This window comes from Rhodococcus sp. JVH1, from assembly GCF_000280725.2.
Lineage (GTDB): Bacteria > Actinomycetota > Actinomycetes > Mycobacteriales > Mycobacteriaceae > Rhodococcus_F > Rhodococcus_F jostii_A.
Map to the genome: position 1 here is coordinate 36,633 of NZ_CP166289.1, position 15,475 is coordinate 52,107.

General features: G+C 69.5%; 12 protein-coding genes and 1 pseudogene. 10 read left to right on the forward strand and 3 right to left on the reverse strand.

Going from position 1 to position 15,475, the window contains the following annotated elements; all coding sequences use genetic code 11:
* Positions 1-2 precede the first annotated feature (2 nt).
* The 3 genes and pseudogenes from JVH1_RS00200 to JVH1_RS00210 all read left to right on the forward strand — a co-directional run.
* Positions 3-596, forward strand: a pseudogene (locus tag JVH1_RS00200) (transcriptional regulator); the annotation flags it as partial.
* Between the two features lie 13 nt (positions 597-609).
* Positions 610-783: a hypothetical protein gene (locus JVH1_RS00205; RefSeq protein ID WP_009480519.1), complete on the forward strand. Its 174-nt coding sequence runs from the start codon at positions 610-612 to the stop codon at positions 781-783.
* 182 nt (positions 784-965) lie between these two features.
* Positions 966-2,357 carry an NAD(P)/FAD-dependent oxidoreductase gene (locus JVH1_RS00210; RefSeq protein WP_005246084.1) on the forward strand — a complete coding sequence of 464 codons (1,392 nt, stop codon included), beginning with the start codon at positions 966-968 and terminating at the stop codon, positions 2,355-2,357.
* An 82-nt stretch (positions 2,358-2,439) separates the two neighbouring features.
* Here JVH1_RS00210 and JVH1_RS00215 read toward each other — a convergent pair whose 3' ends face one another.
* Both JVH1_RS00215 and JVH1_RS00220 read right to left on the reverse strand, forming a co-directional pair.
* Entirely contained in the window at positions 2,440-2,901 is a 462-nt protein-coding gene (locus tag JVH1_RS00215; protein ID WP_005255099.1) for a PaaI family thioesterase, read from the reverse strand.
* A gap of 250 nt (positions 2,902-3,151) precedes the next feature.
* Positions 3,152-3,925: a hypothetical protein gene (locus tag JVH1_RS00220; protein ID WP_009480518.1), complete on the reverse strand. Its 774-nt coding sequence runs from the start codon at positions 3,923-3,925 to the stop codon at positions 3,152-3,154.
* A 185-nt stretch (positions 3,926-4,110) separates the two neighbouring features.
* Here JVH1_RS00220 and JVH1_RS00225 point away from each other — a divergent pair, with 185 nt between their 5' ends.
* From JVH1_RS00225 to JVH1_RS00235, 3 genes are read left to right on the forward strand one after another with little or no spacing between them, the layout of a single operon-like run.
* On the forward strand, positions 4,111-5,580 hold the full coding sequence (locus JVH1_RS00225; RefSeq protein ID WP_009480516.1) for an iron ABC transporter permease: 1,470 nt from the start codon (positions 4,111-4,113) through the stop codon (positions 5,578-5,580).
* A complete protein-coding gene (locus JVH1_RS00230; RefSeq protein WP_009480515.1) occupies positions 5,577-6,683 on the forward strand; it encodes an iron chelate uptake ABC transporter family permease subunit in 1,107 nt (368 codons plus the stop codon). The genes JVH1_RS00225 and JVH1_RS00230 overlap by 4 nt, the downstream gene beginning before the upstream one ends.
* Entirely contained in the window at positions 6,680-7,513 is an 834-nt protein-coding gene (locus tag JVH1_RS00235; RefSeq protein WP_009480514.1) for an ABC transporter ATP-binding protein, read from the forward strand. Before JVH1_RS00230 ends, JVH1_RS00235 begins: the two co-directional genes overlap by 4 nt.
* A 6-nt stretch (positions 7,514-7,519) precedes the next feature.
* Here the strand turns inward: JVH1_RS00235 and JVH1_RS00240 are convergent, their stop codons facing one another.
* Positions 7,520-10,108 (reverse strand): bifunctional lysylphosphatidylglycerol flippase/synthetase MprF, encoded by a 2,589-nt coding sequence (locus tag JVH1_RS00240; RefSeq protein WP_009480513.1) that lies wholly within the window; start codon positions 10,106-10,108, stop codon positions 7,520-7,522.
* 175 nt (positions 10,109-10,283) lie between these two features.
* Here JVH1_RS00240 and JVH1_RS00245 point away from each other — a divergent pair, with 175 nt between their 5' ends.
* The 4 genes from JVH1_RS00245 (at position 10,284) to gndA (ending at position 15,405) form a co-directional block, all read left to right on the forward strand.
* Positions 10,284-10,697, forward strand: a complete 414-nt coding sequence (locus tag JVH1_RS00245) for a BlaI/MecI/CopY family transcriptional regulator (RefSeq protein WP_005246077.1) — start codon at positions 10,284-10,286, stop codon at positions 10,695-10,697.
* A 26-nt stretch (positions 10,698-10,723) separates the two neighbouring features.
* Positions 10,724-11,677: a M56 family metallopeptidase gene (locus JVH1_RS00250; RefSeq protein ID WP_009480512.1), complete on the forward strand. Its 954-nt coding sequence runs from the start codon at positions 10,724-10,726 to the stop codon at positions 11,675-11,677.
* A gap of 225 nt (positions 11,678-11,902) precedes the next feature.
* Positions 11,903-13,801, forward strand: coding sequence for a DEAD/DEAH box helicase (locus JVH1_RS00255; protein WP_009480511.1), 1,899 nt, complete (start codon positions 11,903-11,905; stop codon positions 13,799-13,801).
* A 152-nt stretch (positions 13,802-13,953) separates the two neighbouring features.
* Positions 13,954-15,405 carry an NADP-dependent phosphogluconate dehydrogenase gene (gene gndA / locus JVH1_RS00260; protein WP_009480510.1) on the forward strand — a complete coding sequence of 484 codons (1,452 nt, stop codon included), beginning with the start codon at positions 13,954-13,956 and terminating at the stop codon, positions 15,403-15,405.
* Positions 15,406-15,475 lie beyond the last annotated feature (70 nt).

Genomic DNA, 15,475 nt, shown 5'->3' on the forward strand with positions numbered 1-15,475 from the left:
CACGCAATTCGCTGCTCCTCGCGGGCGGTTTCGCGCCCGCCTTCCCGGAGCATCGACTGTCGGATGTGCCGATGGCGTCGATCGCCGATGCCATCGGGAAGATCCTCACCGCGCATTCCCCGTACCCGGCGGTGGTCGTCGACCGGCACTGGAACATGGTGGACGCCAACGACGCGGTCGCGGTGCTGACCGAGGGGTGCGCCGCGGAATTGCTCGAGCCGCCCGTGAACGTCCTGCGATTGAGCCAGCACCCGGACGGCATGGCACCGCGCATCCTGGACCTGGCGCAGTGGCGGGGGCATCTCCTGCACCGGCTGCGGCATCAGATCGCGGTCACCGGCGACGACGGACTGCGTGACCTGCTGCGGGAGTTGGAGGGCTACCCCGGTGGCACCGTCGGCAGCGCCGAACTGCCGGGGTCGCTCGTCGTGCCGCTGCGTATCCGGCACCACGACACGGTGCTGGCGTTCCTCAGCACGACCACGATGTTCGGCACTCCCCTCGACGTGACGGTCGCGGAGCTGGCCATCGAATCGTTCTTCCCCGCCGACGCGGTGACAGCGGCTACCCTCCGCAGTAGCGTGAGCAGCGACTGAGGAGGTAGGTCTGATGGACTTGACAGCAATTGGTGTCGGTTTCGGCTACGTGGTCGTAGTCCTCACCATTCTTGTCGTCGTGGTCGGGGTGTCGGCACTGTTCGTGTTCTCGATCAAATCGGATTTCATTCCGCCGGAATCCCCGGGGACTCCCACGGGGCGGAAGCGGATCGGCAGGGCGGAATAGCCGCGTACGCACCGGAAGGCGGGCGGTTCCTCACGGAGGGGCTGCCCGCCTTCACGTATGGCCGGGCCGCCGGTTTCTGGATCGATTCCGCTGTGCGGGCGGGGCGAAGCAACGCTTACTGAGACGCTCGGGGACAAGGCGACTACCGTGACAGGAGTCGTCTATTTTTCGAGGAGCACGGAATGAGTATCAAGTCGGTTGAGTCACGCCGCCATCGCGTCGTGGTCATTGGATCCGGCTTCGGTGGGTTGTTCGGCACACAGGCGCTGAAGAATGCCGATGTCGACATCACCATGATCGCGCGCACCACTCACCATCTGTTCCAGCCATTGCTGTATCAGGTGGCGACCGGCATTCTCTCCGTCGGCGACATCGCTCCCGCCACCCGGTTGGTGCTGCGGAAGCAGAAGAACACCAAGGTTCTGCTCGGCGATGTCGACAAGATCGATCTCGAGGCGAAGACGATCACCTCCCGGTTCCTGGACCGGACCACCGTCACCCCGTACGACAGCCTGATCGTCGCGGCGGGCGCGGGCCAGTCCTACTTCGGCAACGATCATTTCTCCGAGTTCGCGCCGGGCATGAAGACCATCGACGACGCCCTCGAACTGCGCGGCCGCATCCTGGGCGCGTTCGAGCAGGCCGAATTGTCGAACGATCCCGCCGAACGCGCCCGGCTCCTGACCTTCGTCGTCGTCGGCGCCGGTCCGACCGGTGTCGAACTCGCCGGCCAGATCGCGGAACTGTCGCGACGCACCCTGTCGGGGGCGTTCCGCAACATCGATCCCCGTGAGGCACGGGTGATCCTGCTGGACGGCGCGGACGACGTGCTGCCCGTCTACGGCGGCAAGCTGAGCCGCAAGGCCCGCCAGCAGCTGGAGAAGCTCGGCATCGAGATTCAGCTGGGGGCGATGGTCGTCGACGTCGATGTGGACGGCCTCGTCGTCAAGGACAAGGACGGCACGCAGCGCCGGATCGAGTCGCAGTGCAAGGTCTGGTCGGCCGGTGTGCAGGCGAGCCCGCTGGGCAAGCAGATCGCGGAGCAGTCGGACGCCGAGATCGACCGGGCCGGTCGCGTCCTGGTCAAACCCGACCTGTCGGTGCCCGGCCACCCCGAGGTGTTTGTGATCGGCGACATGATGGCGCTCGACAAGTTGCCGGGTCTGGCGCAGGTCGCGATGCAGGGCGGCAAGTACGCGGCCAAGCAGATCCAGGCGGGACTGAGTGGTCACAAGCCGGAGGACCGGCCGCCGTTCAAGTACTTCGACAAGGGCAGCATGGCCACCATCTCGCGGTTCAGTGCGGTGGCGAAGGTCGGGAAGCTCGAGATCAGCGGGTTCATCGGCTGGGTGGCCTGGCTGGCGATCCACCTGATGTACCTGGTCGGGTTCCGCAGCCGGCTGTCCACTCTACTGTCGTGGACGGTGACGTTCCTCGGCCGCGGGCGCGCGCAGATGGCATCCACCGAGCAGTGGGTGTTCGCCCGCAACGCGATGGAGCAGCTGGAGCGGCACGAGCGGGAGAAAGAGGCCGCCGAGAAGTCGGGCGGCGCGCAGCGCAAAGCCGCGGGGTGACGCAGACGCGCCCGTGACGTGAACAGAGCGGAGGGGACGGACCTGTCGGGTCCGTCCCCTCCGCCGTGCACGGGGGTGGTCGTCAGTTGCCGAGGCGGCCGGTGTCGGTGATGTTGGCGAGCCGGACCTGCCCCTTGGAGACGAGTCGGTCCTGTTCGTCGGTGATCCGGACCTCCCACAGCTGCTGGGTGCGTCCGCGGTGGACGGGGCTGGCTTCGGCGGTCAGCGTGCCCTCCCGGGTCGCGCGGAGGAAGTCGGTGTTGTTGTTGACACCGACGACGTGTCCGCGTCCGCCGAGCCACACCGTGCCCGCTGCGCTGGCCACCGATTCGATGACGGAGCAGTAGACGCCGCCGTGCTGGATTCCGGCCGGCTGCTGCAGGTCCGGGGTGACCGTCCATTGCGCTCGCACACGGTCGGGTGAGAGTTCGGTGTATTCGAGTCCGATGAGGGCGTCGAAGCCCTTGCCCAGTTGATCGGCCAACGCGGCGGTGTCGATCCGCCCGTCGCCGTTCGATGCCTGCTGTTCCCCGGAATCCACCATCACACTCTCCATCGGATCGCTGTGCGCTCTCGCGGCGCACCCGATGTCCTGCCTACACGACGGGGCGGGGGGCGGGAAAAGCAGGTGGGGCAAACGGATCGGCGGGCCTCACACTGTGTCAGCGTGAGACCCGCCGTGGGATGGACCTGGGAGTCACTGCAGCCCTCAGGACTCCGGCGCGGTCCGGTAGTTCGGTTCTCGGCGCCGGCATTTCTGCTCGGCGATTGGAACGAGTATAGGCAAGGCTGCCCTAATTAAGCAAGCGCTTCCTCGCCTGCCCGAGCCGGCCGCAGTGCGGGCGCGTGATCCGGCTCTTCGAGCGGACCGGCACCCCGGCCGCCACGAAGGCGTCCAGGATCCCCTGACCACGACGCTGCGCGGCGGCCTCGCCGCCACCGGCGAGGATCGGCACGTATGTCGCGGCCCCGAGCACGGCCTCCCCCACGAGCCCCCAGAAGCGGGACGCGTCGATCGGCGTCAGCCGGGCGATGGCGTCGAACACCGCATGCAGTGACGTGAGACTGCGGTGCACCGTCCAGAGCAGCAGCGCCCGCTCGCACGGCACGGTGACCGTCCGGGGTGCGCCGGCGTAGGGGTCGTCCGGCAGCACGCGCATGGTGTCGTCGGCGACACCGGCCCAGTCGACCCCCTCGTCGCTGTCCATGTGGATCCACAGGTTCTCGAGCCCCGGGTCCCACGCGCGGCCCTCCAGGACGACGAGCGCCGTGACACGCCCGATCACGGCGTGGATGAGCGCGGTGGCCACCTGCATCGCGGCGACGTCCGGGTCGGGAACATCCTCGAGCGAACGGGCCCACATCCGGGGCACCCGGTCGCCGTCGAGGTCGTCCGCCAGCGACCACCACCGGCGTTTACCCTCGTCTGCCATCGTCGCGACCGCGTACATACGCGGATATTCGGCGTTCAGCGCGCGAAGTCGTGTGCAGGACACGTCCAGTGCGGTCGCGGGGGCGGACAGGGTCGAAGTCACCGTGCACTCCAATCGGTCGGGATGGAACACCACCAAACATAGGTGAGCCTAACCAAATATCAAGAGTTGACATCATGTGATGTGAGGCACCCCCGCCGACCGCAACGCCCGGGGCGTCCCGCCGGATGTGGCATCAGAGATAGGGTTCCGTAACCTAAGTAGTTGAATTCGGTGCAGATCCGGTGCACAGGCACACACGTCAGGAGCCTCCCCCGCCAGTGACGACGACGAGACAGTTCGGCAGCGACATCCCGCACCTGCCGACCGACGAGCCCTACGGGAAGCGCGAGGTCCCGCGCGGTCCCGCCCCGCTGTACCTCCGGGCACTCGCGGGACTGCTCGACATCGGGATAGTGGCCATCCCCCTCGTCCTCGGCTGGTACATCGTCGACTCCCTCCGTGACGACAACGGCGGCGGGCAGGCGGACCGGGTCGTCTTCGGCGGCGCCGCTGTCGCGATCGCCCTCGGACTGGCCGTGTGGAACCGCGGTTTCCGCGAAGGCAACACCGGCCAGAGTTCGGGCAAGGGCTGGGTCGGCCTGGTCACCCGCGACACCCACACCCACGACGCGGTCGGCCCGAAACGGTCGCTGCAGCGGGTGTTCCCGCGCTCCGGAACCGAGGTCGTGCGGGAGAGCACCGCGTCCGACGAGGGCTTCACCGTCCGCGAGAAGGACGTGTCGGTCGCGGCGATCCGGCGTCGTCGGCTCGTCGGGCTGGGCGTCCTCGTGGTCCTGCTCGGGTTGGTGCTGCTCGCCAGCGTCGCCGTCGGGGCGCGGCCGCTGTCGTTCGCGGAGATCTTCCACGCCCTGTTCGATGCGGACGGTTCGCAGACCGACATCATCGTGCGCACACTCCGCGGCCCGCGTACCGCGCTCGGACTCGTCGTCGGGATGGCGCTCGGCGTCGCGGGCGCCCTCATCCAGGGGCACACCCGCAACCCGCTCGCCGACGCCGGCCTCCTCGGTCTCAACGCGGGCGCCGCGTTCCTCGTGGTGCTGTCGATGTACCTGTTCGGGTTCAGCGCGCCCAGCGAATACCTGTGGTTCGCGTTCGCCGGGTCGTTCGCCGCCAGCGTGGTCGTGTTCGGGCTGTCGTCGATCGGAAACGGGGCGGCGAGCCCGCTGAGCCTGGCCCTGGCCGGCGCCGCCGTCGCGTTCTTCCTGCAGGCGATGACCAACGCGATCATCATCGTCGACCAGTCCAGCCTCGACTCCTACCGCTTCTGGGTGGTCGGGTCGGTGGCCGGCCGCGGCTTCGACGTGCTGTGGCAGGTGCTGCCGTTCCTCGCCATCGGTCTGATCCTCGCCCTCGTCAGCACACCGGGCCTGAACGTCCTCAGCCTCGGCGAGGACGTGGCACGATCGCTGGGCACGAACATCGAGGCCAGCCGCGCACTCGGCATCGTCGCCATCACCCTCCTCACCGGTGCGGCCACCGCGGCGTGCGGTCCGATCGCGTTCATCGGTCTCGTGGTCCCGCACGTCGCGCGGGCGATCACCGGACCCGACTACCGGTGGCTGGTCCCCTACGCCGGGCTCCTCGGCGGCGTCATGCTCGTGACCGCCGACGTCATCGGACGCGTCGTCGTCCGGCCGGGCGAGCTGCAGGTGGGAATCGTGCTGGCCGTGTTCGGTGCACCGTTCTTCATCGCGTTGGTTCGGCGCAGAAAGTTGGCAAGCCTGTGAGCACTCGTGACGAAGTGCGCCCCGACCTCGGGGCCGCCCCGGCGTCCCGCGTCCCGGCCCGCCCCGCGTTCCGGCTCGGACCGATCTCCCTGGTCCTGCGCCCCCTCGGCATCGCCGTGAACGTGGCCCTGCTGGTGGCGCTGTTCCTGGTGCTGTGCCTCAACATCGGTCGCGGCGACTACCCGCTGTCGATCCCCGAGGTCACGCGGGTGCTGTTCGGCGGCGGCACGAAGGCCCAGAACTTCATCGTCATGGACCTCCGCCTGCCGCGGTCGCTGACCGGGGTGTTCATCGGCATGGCCCTCGGCCTGGCCGGCGCCATCACCCAGTCGATCGCCCGCAACGCCCTGGCCAGCCCGGACATCCTCGGCATCACGTCCGGCGCCAGCGCCGCCGCGGTCGCGCTGATCGTCCTCGGCGGCGGCGGCAGCTTCGTCGGCCTCCTCGCCACCCTGGGCATCCCGCTGGCCGCCCTGTTCGGCGGACTGCTCACCGCGCTGGGCATCTACCTCCTCGCGTGGCGCGGCGGGGTGGAGGGTTACCGGCTGATCCTGATCGGCATCGGCATCAACGCCATGCTGATCGCGGTCACCGGCTGGCTGCTGATCTCCGCGGACATCAACGACGCCTCGCGGGCCCAGGTGTGGCTCAACGGGTCCCTCAACGGCGCCGCCTGGAGTCAGGTGTGGCCCGTCACCATCGCCGTCGTCCTCGTCGGCGGCTACGCGGTGATCTCGTCGTTCACGATGGGCGCCCTCCGCCTCGGCGACGACAACGCGGTGTCGCTGGGTGTGCGCCTGCAGTGGTCGCAGGCCCGGCTCCTGCTCATGTCCGTCGCCCTCGCCGGCATCGCGACCGCGGCAGCGGGTCCGGTCGGTTTCGTCGCGCTCGCCGCACCGCAGGTGGCGCTACGGCTGGTGCGGTCCGCAGGCCCACCGCTCATCGCGTCCGCCCTGACCGGCGCCGTGCTCGTGGTGGGCAGCGACGTCGTCGCCCGCACGATCCTGCCCGTCGAGCTGCCGGTGGGTATCGTCACCTCCGCACTCGGTGGCCCATTCCTGCTGTATCTGCTGGTTCGCAACAATCGGAAGGTCTCGGCATGACCGTGCAGACTGACTCTCGACTGATCGCCGAAAACCTGAGCCTCGGGTACGGCGACCGGGTCATCGTCGACAACCTCGACCTCGAGGTGAGGACCGGGGTGATCACCACCGTGATCGGGCCGAACGGTTGCGGCAAGTCCACGCTGCTGCGCGCGCTGGGGCGGCTGCTGAAACCGCGCAACGGTTCGGTGCTGCTCGACGGCAAGGCCATCGGCTCGATGCGCACCAAGGACGTCGCCCGCACACTGGGTATGCTTCCCCAGGCGCCGCTGGCCCCCGAGGGGCTCACGGTGGCCGACCTGGTGGCCCGCGGCAGGCACCCGCACCAGTCGTGGCTGCGGCAATGGTCGTCCGACGACGAGGGTGAGGTCGCCGAGGCGCTCGCGCTGACCGGGGTGTCCGATCTCGCGGACCGCCCCGTCGACCAACTCTCGGGTGGTCAGCGTCAGCGGGCCTGGATCTCGATGGCCCTGGCGCAGGGAACCGACATCCTCCTGCTCGACGAACCCACCACCTACCTGGATCTGGCGCACTCGATCGAGGTTCTCGACCTGGTGGACCGGATGCACGAGGAGTTGGGCCGCACCGTGGTGATGGTGCTCCACGACCTGAACCTCGCGATCCGCTACAGCGATCAGCTGATCGTCATGCGGGACGGCACCATCGTCGCGGCCGGCGCACCGAAGGACATCATCTCCGCCGAACTCCTGCTCGAGGTGTTCGGCCTCGAGGCTGCGGTCATCGCCGACCCGGTGTCCGATCGCCCGCTGGTGGTGCCGATCGGCACCCGCCACGTGTACGGCGCGGTCGGCGGACCGGACACAAAGTAGCGGCCGTCAGCGCCTGCCGCCGATCATCGTCCGCACCAACCGGTAACTCTGACCCAGCGACACCGTCGGCAGGTACGCCCTGCCGACGGCGTTGCCGATGCTCGGCAGGGCGGCCGGGTCGGCGAACGTCATGTGCATGGCCACGTACCGGGGCTGGAACTTCGACTTGAACGCGAGCAGCGAACGGAACCCGTACACCGGTTCCAGGGTCCGGCCGAGCAGATCCAGGACACTGTCCATCACCGCCGACAGGCTCGACGACTCCGACCGTTCCCGCTCGTCGGCGTCGCCGTCCGGTTGCTCGACCTTGGCGAGCGGGGCGCCGGACAGGCTCAGGAACTGCGCCCCCTCCTCCTCCAGTTTCAGCGCCGCCGACGCGATGAGGAACTCCATCGCCGGCCGGAATCCTTCCGAGCGCCGCCGCATGAAGTCGAGGGTCCAGCCGACCACCCGCCCGTCCTGGTACACCGGCAACCAGGACGTGACGCCGTGGACGGTGCGGTCCTCGTCGACGGCGATCAGGCAGCGCACCTCGGGGTCGTCGACCTCGTCGAGTCCGCCGAGTGTGAATCCCATCTCGGGCATCCCCTTGTCGGCCACCCATTCCTCGGAGATCGCGGTGATCTGGTCGGTGATCGATCGCGGGGCGCTGGGGAAGCTGACCCATTCCGCGGTGATCCCCGATTTCTTCGCCTTGTTCAGGGCGGTTCGGACGTCCTGGAACCGCTTGCCGGTGAACGCGATCTGCCCCAGATCCAGCACCGTCTCCTCGGCGACCTGGATGCCGCTCCAGCCGAGGGCGTCCGTGACGGCGCGGACCTCCCCGGTCACCGAATAGAAGCACGGGATCCACCCGTTGGCGGCGGCGAACTCGGCGAAGTGTTCGACGTTGTCCCGCAACCGGTCCGGCGGGCCGACCGGGTCGCCGGTGGTGAGCGCGACACCGGCGAGGACCCGGTACGCGACGTAGCCGGTGCCGTCGGCGGAGAACCAGTAGTTGTTGCCGCGCCACGTCGTCATCCAGGACAGTGGGCTTCCGCTCCCCGACTTCAGCAGGGCGCGGGCCCGTTCGGCGGACTCCGAGTCCGATCCGATGGCGGGACTGAGGAACGTCGCGGCGACGAGCGCGCACGCCGCCACCCAGAACACCACCCCGGTCCACTCGTACAGCAGGGTCGCGGGAATGCTCACCGGCAGCAGCCGGGGGTCGAGCCATTGCAGGTACACGGGCGGGATGAGCCGCTCCGGGAAGTCGGCGAGCAGGGTCGTCGTGCCGGGCCGGGGGTCGAAACCGTTCCGCGCCCACAGCCCGCCCAGGACGTAGAGGACGGCGAGCCCGCCCAGGACGGACACCAGGACGACGGCCAGCCGCCGATAGGTGCCGGCCGGGGCGGAGACGTCGAAGAACCTCCGGGTGGCGAGCAGCACGATCAGGATCGCCAGCGGTGTCAGGAACGGCACCAGCGTCCGGTACAGGTTCGGGTCGGCGAGACCGTAGAACAGGGAGTCCTCGTCGAGGGAGTCGACGAACCGGACCGCGAAGTTCAGCAGCGACAGCACCAGCAGGATCACCTGCGCGATCACGGACGCGACCCACGCGAAGCGACGGCCCCGTCGGAGGCCGTCGCTGAGGGTGAGGAGGAACAGGGACGGCATCAGACTCAGCAGGGTCGGCCCGACCCCGGACAGGCGCAGTTCGAGCAGCCCGCGCCGGCATTCGGGGTCCGACGCCGACACCTCGCACAGGTCGCGCACCTCGCCGGCCGTGTAGGGGATGCCGCGGAACAGGTCGCGGAGCACGGCGAGCGGTCCGACCGCCTCCGCGGACAGCGCCGCGATCATCGGGCCGATCGCACTGGCCGCCACGATGATCGCGACCAGCACCCGGCCCTCACGCTGGGTGCCCGCGATCCGTTCGCCGCGGGCGGAGCGGCCGACGATCCAGCGGCCGATCACCAGCCCGACCACGGCCGCGGCGAGCCGGACCACGTCCTGCAGCGACCCACTGAACAGTGCCAGGGTGATCGTGAACACGAGGACGCCGACGCGGATCCGCCGACGCCACAGGGTGCCCATGTTCGAACTGGCCACCATCGCGGCACCGACGATCCACGTGCTCGGTCCGACGGCCATGCCCACGTGCAGCCGGAAACCCCAGTTCGCGTCGACGACCTTCGCGACGGCGGCCACCGACAGTGCGAGCAGCCCGCCGAGCACCTGGGTGGCGACCGCGGCCAGCGCGAACCGAGCCGACCCCATGCGGCGTTCCAGCGGTGCGGCCGCCACGAGGACGAGGACGGTCGTCGACAGGTACGCCAGGACGTCGTCGCCCCACAGCCCGGCCGTGAACAGGGTCCACACCCACCCGTTCTGGAACGCCCGGATCCCGATCGCGACGTGCTGGGACAGGTCGTGGGAGGGGCCGCTGATCACACTGGACGTGGCGATCGCGAGGATCCAGATCACGACCAGCAGCGCCATGCTGATCGGTGCGCCCCGCACCCCGCCCCGGACCCGTTCCGCTGCCCGCCCGGTCTGACCCTTGACCCTGGACGCCGCACCGTGCCCGGTCGCCGCGCTGTCGTCGGTCTTCATCCGCCAGGTCCCCACTCTCCGCGATGTCGAGAACGAACGCTTGCCCGGCGGGTCGGCCGCTGCCAACCCGACCGTAATCCACCCCTTCGGAGTATGGCCAATACCACACGCCGTGGCGCAGTTTTACTACTACCAGTAGTACGTATCTGCGTCGTCGTATCCGTAGAATCGGTTTATGGCTGGACTCGGCGAACTCGAACGCGCAGTGATGGATCACCTGTGGTCCACTTCGGAACCGCAGACGGTACGGCAGGTACACGAGGCACTGGCGGCACGCCGTGAACTCGCGTACACGACTGTCATGACAGTGCTCCAGCGACTGGCGAAGAAGCACCTCGTCATTCAGCAGCGCGACGACCGCGCCCACCGGTACCTGCCGGTGCACCAGCGCGAGGAGCTCGTCGCGAGCCTCATGGTGGACGCACTGCAGCAGGCCGACAAGTCCGGGAGCCGCGCCGCCGCACTCGTGCACTTCGTCGGCCAGGTCGGCGCCGACGAGGCCGACGCGCTCCGCGAGGCCCTCGCCGCGCTCGAGGCCAAGGAGCGGTCCACCGGAGACAATCAGTCGGGAACCGTTCGCGCCGGCTGACGTTCGTCATGCATGATGAGTAGGACATGGACGCCACCACCGCGCTGGTATTCGGAGTACTCGCACTTCTTCTCGCAGGGCCTGTCCCTGCGCTGTTGAGTCGTGCCCGATGGCCGCATCGCGCCCCCCGAGCAGCACTCGTGCTGTGGCAGGCAATCGCCCTCGCCGCAGTTCTGTCCGCATTCAGTTCGGGCCTCGCGATCGCCAGCCAGCTCCTGGTCCCCGGACCGGACGGGCGCCCCACCACGGCGCCGGTCGCCGAGATCGACGCCCTGGGCCTGCCCCTGTGGCTGCTGTACGTGGTGGTCTTCGCGCTCACCCTCCTCGTCGGCGCCAAACTGATCTTCGCGATCGTGCAGGTCGGGGTCCGCACCCGGCGCCGACGCGCCCGGCACCGCATGCTGGTCGACCTCCTCGACCGCTGCGACTCGTCGTCGCCGCTCGCCCGCACCCCGGACCTGCGGGTCCTCGACGTCACCGAGCCCATCGCCTACTGCCTGCCCGGTCTGCGTCAACGGGTGGTGCTGAGCCAGGGCACATTCACCAACCTCGACGACGCGGAGATCACCGCGATCCTCACCCACGAGCGGTCCCATCTGCGGGCCCGGCACGACCTCGTCCTCGAGGCGTTCACCGCCGTCAACGCCGCCTTCCCCACCGTCGTGCGCAGCAAGTCCGCGCTCGGGTCGGTGCAGTTGCTGGTCGAGATGCTGGCCGACGATTCCGCCGTCCGCGCCACCGGGCCGACCGCACTGGCCCGCGCGCTCGTCGCCTGTTCGGGGTCGATCGCCCCGAAGGGCGCCATGGCCGCGGGTGGTCCCAGCACCCTGCTGCGGGTACAGCGCCTGGCCTCCACGGAGGCGGGTACCCCCGTGGCTCTCGCCGCGTACGCCGCGTCGGTGGCCATCCTCGTGGTGCCGACCATCGCCGTCGCCGTCCCCTGGCTCACCGAGCTGAGCCGGTTGTTCAGCGCCGTGTAGTCACCCAGCTCACACCCCGCCGGGTTCGATAACCGGGTGCCCCGTCGCGTACACTGGTCGACGGTCGCCACTGCGGCCCATCAACACTGAAACGGCACACAGCCCAATTCCCCGCACTTCCGCGAATGGATTGACCAGGTGACATGTGCCCTGGCTCGTCCCTTTGTGCGTGCTGCATGACAGCCCCCGCTCCGCGACGCGCCCTATGCCCGGAGAGGTATTTGCGTGACCAACGCTGTCCAGACGACGTCTGCCCCACTAGAGCAGACCGAGACCGAAACCCCTGACCAGAACGCCACCGTGACGTTCGCCGAGATCGGCCTGCCCGCACCCCTGGTGCAGGCCCTCGCCCGCAACTCCATCACCGTCCCGTCGCCGATCCAGGCGCTGGCCGTCCCCGACGCGCTGGCCGGCACCAACGTCCTCGGCCGCGCACAGACCGGATCGGGCAAGACCCTCGCATTCGGCCTGCCGATGCTCACCCGCCTGTCCCGGCACGAGGACCGGCCCGCACCCAAGCGTCCCCGCGCACTGGTGCTCGTTCCCACCCGTGAACTCGCGTTCCAGGTGGTCGACTCCCTCAACTCGTACGCCGGGGCCATGGGACTGACCGTCCGCCCCGCCGTCGGCGGCACCCCGTTCAGCAAGCAGGTCGACCAGCTGCGCCGCGGCGTCGACATCCTCGTCGCCACCCCCGGCCGGCTGAACGACCACCTGCGGCAGGGCACCTGCATCCTCGACTCCATCGAGATCACCGCGCTCGACGAGGCCGATCAGATGGCCGACATGGGCTTCCTGCCCGAGGTGCGGGCGATCCTCGGGGAGACCCGGGCCGACGGTCAGCGTCTGCTGTTCTCGGCCACCCTGGATCGTGAGGTGCAGTCGCTGGTCCGCCAGTTCCTGCCCGACCACGTGCAGCACTCCACCGAGGACGGTCGCGCCAGCGTCGACACGATGGAGCACTACGTGCTGCTCGTCGACCGCGGCCAGAAGGACAACGTCCTCGCCGAGATCGGTGCCCGCGACGGCCGCACGATCATGTTCGCCCGCACCAAGCTCGGCTGCGAGGGCATCACCGACCGCCTCCGCGCGGTGGGAATCGCCGCCGAGGCGCTGCACGGCGGCAAGGCGCAGAACCAGCGCACCCGTGTCCTCGAACGGTTCAAGAACGGCCGCACCCCCGTGCTCGTCGCGACGGACGTCGCCGCCCGCGGCATCCACGTCGACGGCATCGACCTGGTCGTGCACGTCGATCCGCCCGCCGACCACAAGGACTACCTGCACCGTGCAGGCCGGACCGCCCGTGCAGGCGAGAAGGGCACCGTCGTCGCGATCGTGCTCCCCAACCAGAAGCGCACGTTCCGCCGCCTGACCGGGATGGCCGGTGTCGACGCCACCGCCGTGCCCGTCACCCCCGGCTCGGAGAAGCTGGCCAGCATCACCGGCGCCAAGGCGCCCAGCGGAGAACCGGTGCGCGACACCTACTCCCGCGGCGAGCGTGGCGGCGACCGCAAGTTCGGTGACCGCGGACCCCGCCGTGAGGGCGGATATGCCGGCCGCGACGGCGGCGGCTACCGCGGCAATCGCAACGACCGCGGCGACCGTGGTGAGCGCAGCATCGGCGACCGTCCGTCGGGTGGTCGCAGCTTCGAGGGTCGTGGCCCGCGCCGCGACCAGACCGACAACCGGTCCGGCGGCTACCGCGGCGACCGCCCGCAGCGCGACGGTGACAACCGTGGCGGCGGCTACCGCGGCGACCGGGACAACCGGACGTTCACCGATCGGGCCCCGCGCCGCGACTTCGGTGACAGCGCACCCCGACGCGAGTACGGCGGCGGCACCACCGCACCGCGCCGCGACTTCGGCGACCGCGGCGACAGCCACCGCGGAACCGGCGAGCGCAGCTTCGACCGCAGCGCACCCCGCCGCGACTTCGGCGACAACCGCGGTGCGGCAGGCGGGTTCCGTCGCGACGATCGCCGGGATGACCGCCGTGACGATCGCCGCCCCGCGGCCACGCCGGAGCGTCGCCCCGCGGCGACGACCGGTGGCGGGTTCCGTAGCCGCACGGAGCGTCGCTCGTACGACGGCTTCGACGGCCCGCGGCGTGAGCGCCGCAGCTGATCGATCGCTGATCCGACAACCGAATATCGAAGTGTGAGAGAAGGCCGGCCGTCGCATGTGCGACGGCCGGCCTTCGTATGTTTGGCTTAGGCGGTCGAGCTTTTCGTAGCCGCCGATTTCACTACCGCCGAGCGAGAGGGAATGCTGTATCCATGACTATCGACAACACTGAGGGTGCCCGCGCCCAGATCGGCGTCACGGGACTGGCCGTCATGGGCTCGAACATCGCCCGCAACTTCGCCCGGCACGGTCACACGGTCGCGCTGCACAACCGCAGCATCGCCAAGACCGACGCCCTCATCGAGGAGCACGGCAGCGAGGGCGACTTCGTCCGCACCGAAACGATCGAGGAGTTCGTGGGCGCGCTGCAGAAGCCGCGCCGCGTGCTGATCATGGTCAAGGCCGGCGACCCCACCGACGCCGTCATCGAGGAACTCGCCGCGGCGATGGAGCCCGGTGACATCATCATCGACGGCGGCAACGCCCTGTACACGGACACGATCCGCCGGGAAGCCTCACTCCGGGAGCGTGGCCTGCACTTCGTCGGCGCCGGCATCTCCGGCGGCGAGGAGGGCGCGCTCAACGGTCCGTCGATCATGCCGGGCGGCCCGAAGGAGTCCTACGCGGCCCTCGGACCGCTGCTCGAGTCGATCGCCGCCCAGGTCGACGGCACCCCCTGCTGCACGCACATCGGCCCCGACGGGTCCGGCCACTTCGTGAAGATGGTGCACAACGGCATCGAGTACGCCGACATGCAGCTCATCGGCGAGGCGTACAACCTGCTCGGGTCCGCCCTCGGCTACGACGCCGACAAGATCGCCGACGTGTTCACCGAATGGAACGGCGGCGACCTCGAGAGCTACCTCGTCGAGATCACCGCGGAGGTGCTGCGGCAGAAGGACGCCAAGACCGGCAAGCCGCTCGTCGACGTGATCGTCGACGCCGCCGAGCAGAAGGGCACCGGCCGCTGGACCGTCAAGTCCGCGCTCGACCTCGGTGTCCCCGTCACCGGGATCGCCGAGGCCGTGTTCGCCCGCGCCCTGTCCGGGTCCCGCGAGCAGCGCAAGGCCGCGGTCGGGCTGGCGTCCGGCGTCCTCGCCGACAAGCCCACCGATGCCGCCCAGTTCACCGAGGACATCCGGCAGGCCCTGTACGCGTCGAAGGTCGTGGCCTACGCGCAGGGATTCGACCAGATCGCGGCCGGCAGCGCCGAATACGACTGGGACCTGCACCCCGCCGACCTCGCGACCATCTGGCGTGGCGGCTGCATCATCCGGGCCCGGTTCCTCAACCGCATCAAGGATGCGTACGACGAGAACCCGAAGCTGCCGAGCCTGATCCTGGCCCCGTACTTCCGGGACGCCATCGAGACGGCCATCGACAGCTGGCGCCGGGTGGTTTCCACCGCCACGCTGCTGGGCATTCCGGTGCCGGCTTTCGCGTCGTCGCTGTCCTACTACGACGCGCTGCGCGCGGAGCGGCTGCCCGCGGCCCTCACGCAGGGGCAGCGTGACTTCTTCGGCGCCCACACTTACGAGCGGGTCGACGCGGAGGGCAAGTTCCACACCCTCTGGAGCGGTGACCGCAGCGAAGTGCAGGCCTGAGCGTCGCACACTGCCCGTCCCCGGCCGTGACGTACCGCGTGTACGTCACGGCCGAGGCGTCGGAGGCCCC

What these genes read in the sequence shown, in the direction of transcription:
- JVH1_RS00205 (WP_009480519.1), top strand. Translation starts at nt 610, where the DNA reads ATGGACTTGACAGCAATTGGTGTCGGTTTCGGCTACGTGGTCGTAGTC.
- JVH1_RS00210 (WP_005246084.1), top strand. Translation starts at nt 966, where the DNA reads ATGAGTATCAAGTCGGTTGAGTCACGCCGCCATCGCGTCGTGGTCATT.
- JVH1_RS00215 (WP_005255099.1), bottom strand. Translation starts at nt 2,901, where the DNA reads ATGGTGGATTCCGGGGAACAGCAGGCATCGAACGGCGACGGGCGGATC.
- JVH1_RS00235 (WP_009480514.1), top strand. Translation starts at nt 6,680, where the DNA reads ATGACCGTGCAGACTGACTCTCGACTGATCGCCGAAAACCTGAGCCTC.
- JVH1_RS00240 (WP_009480513.1), bottom strand. Translation starts at nt 10,108, where the DNA reads ATGAAGACCGACGACAGCGCGGCGACCGGGCACGGTGCGGCGTCCAGG.
- JVH1_RS00245 (WP_005246077.1), top strand. Translation starts at nt 10,284, where the DNA reads ATGGCTGGACTCGGCGAACTCGAACGCGCAGTGATGGATCACCTGTGG.
- JVH1_RS00250 (WP_009480512.1), top strand. Translation starts at nt 10,724, where the DNA reads ATGGACGCCACCACCGCGCTGGTATTCGGAGTACTCGCACTTCTTCTC.
- gndA (WP_009480510.1), top strand. Translation starts at nt 13,954, where the DNA reads ATGACTATCGACAACACTGAGGGTGCCCGCGCCCAGATCGGCGTCACG.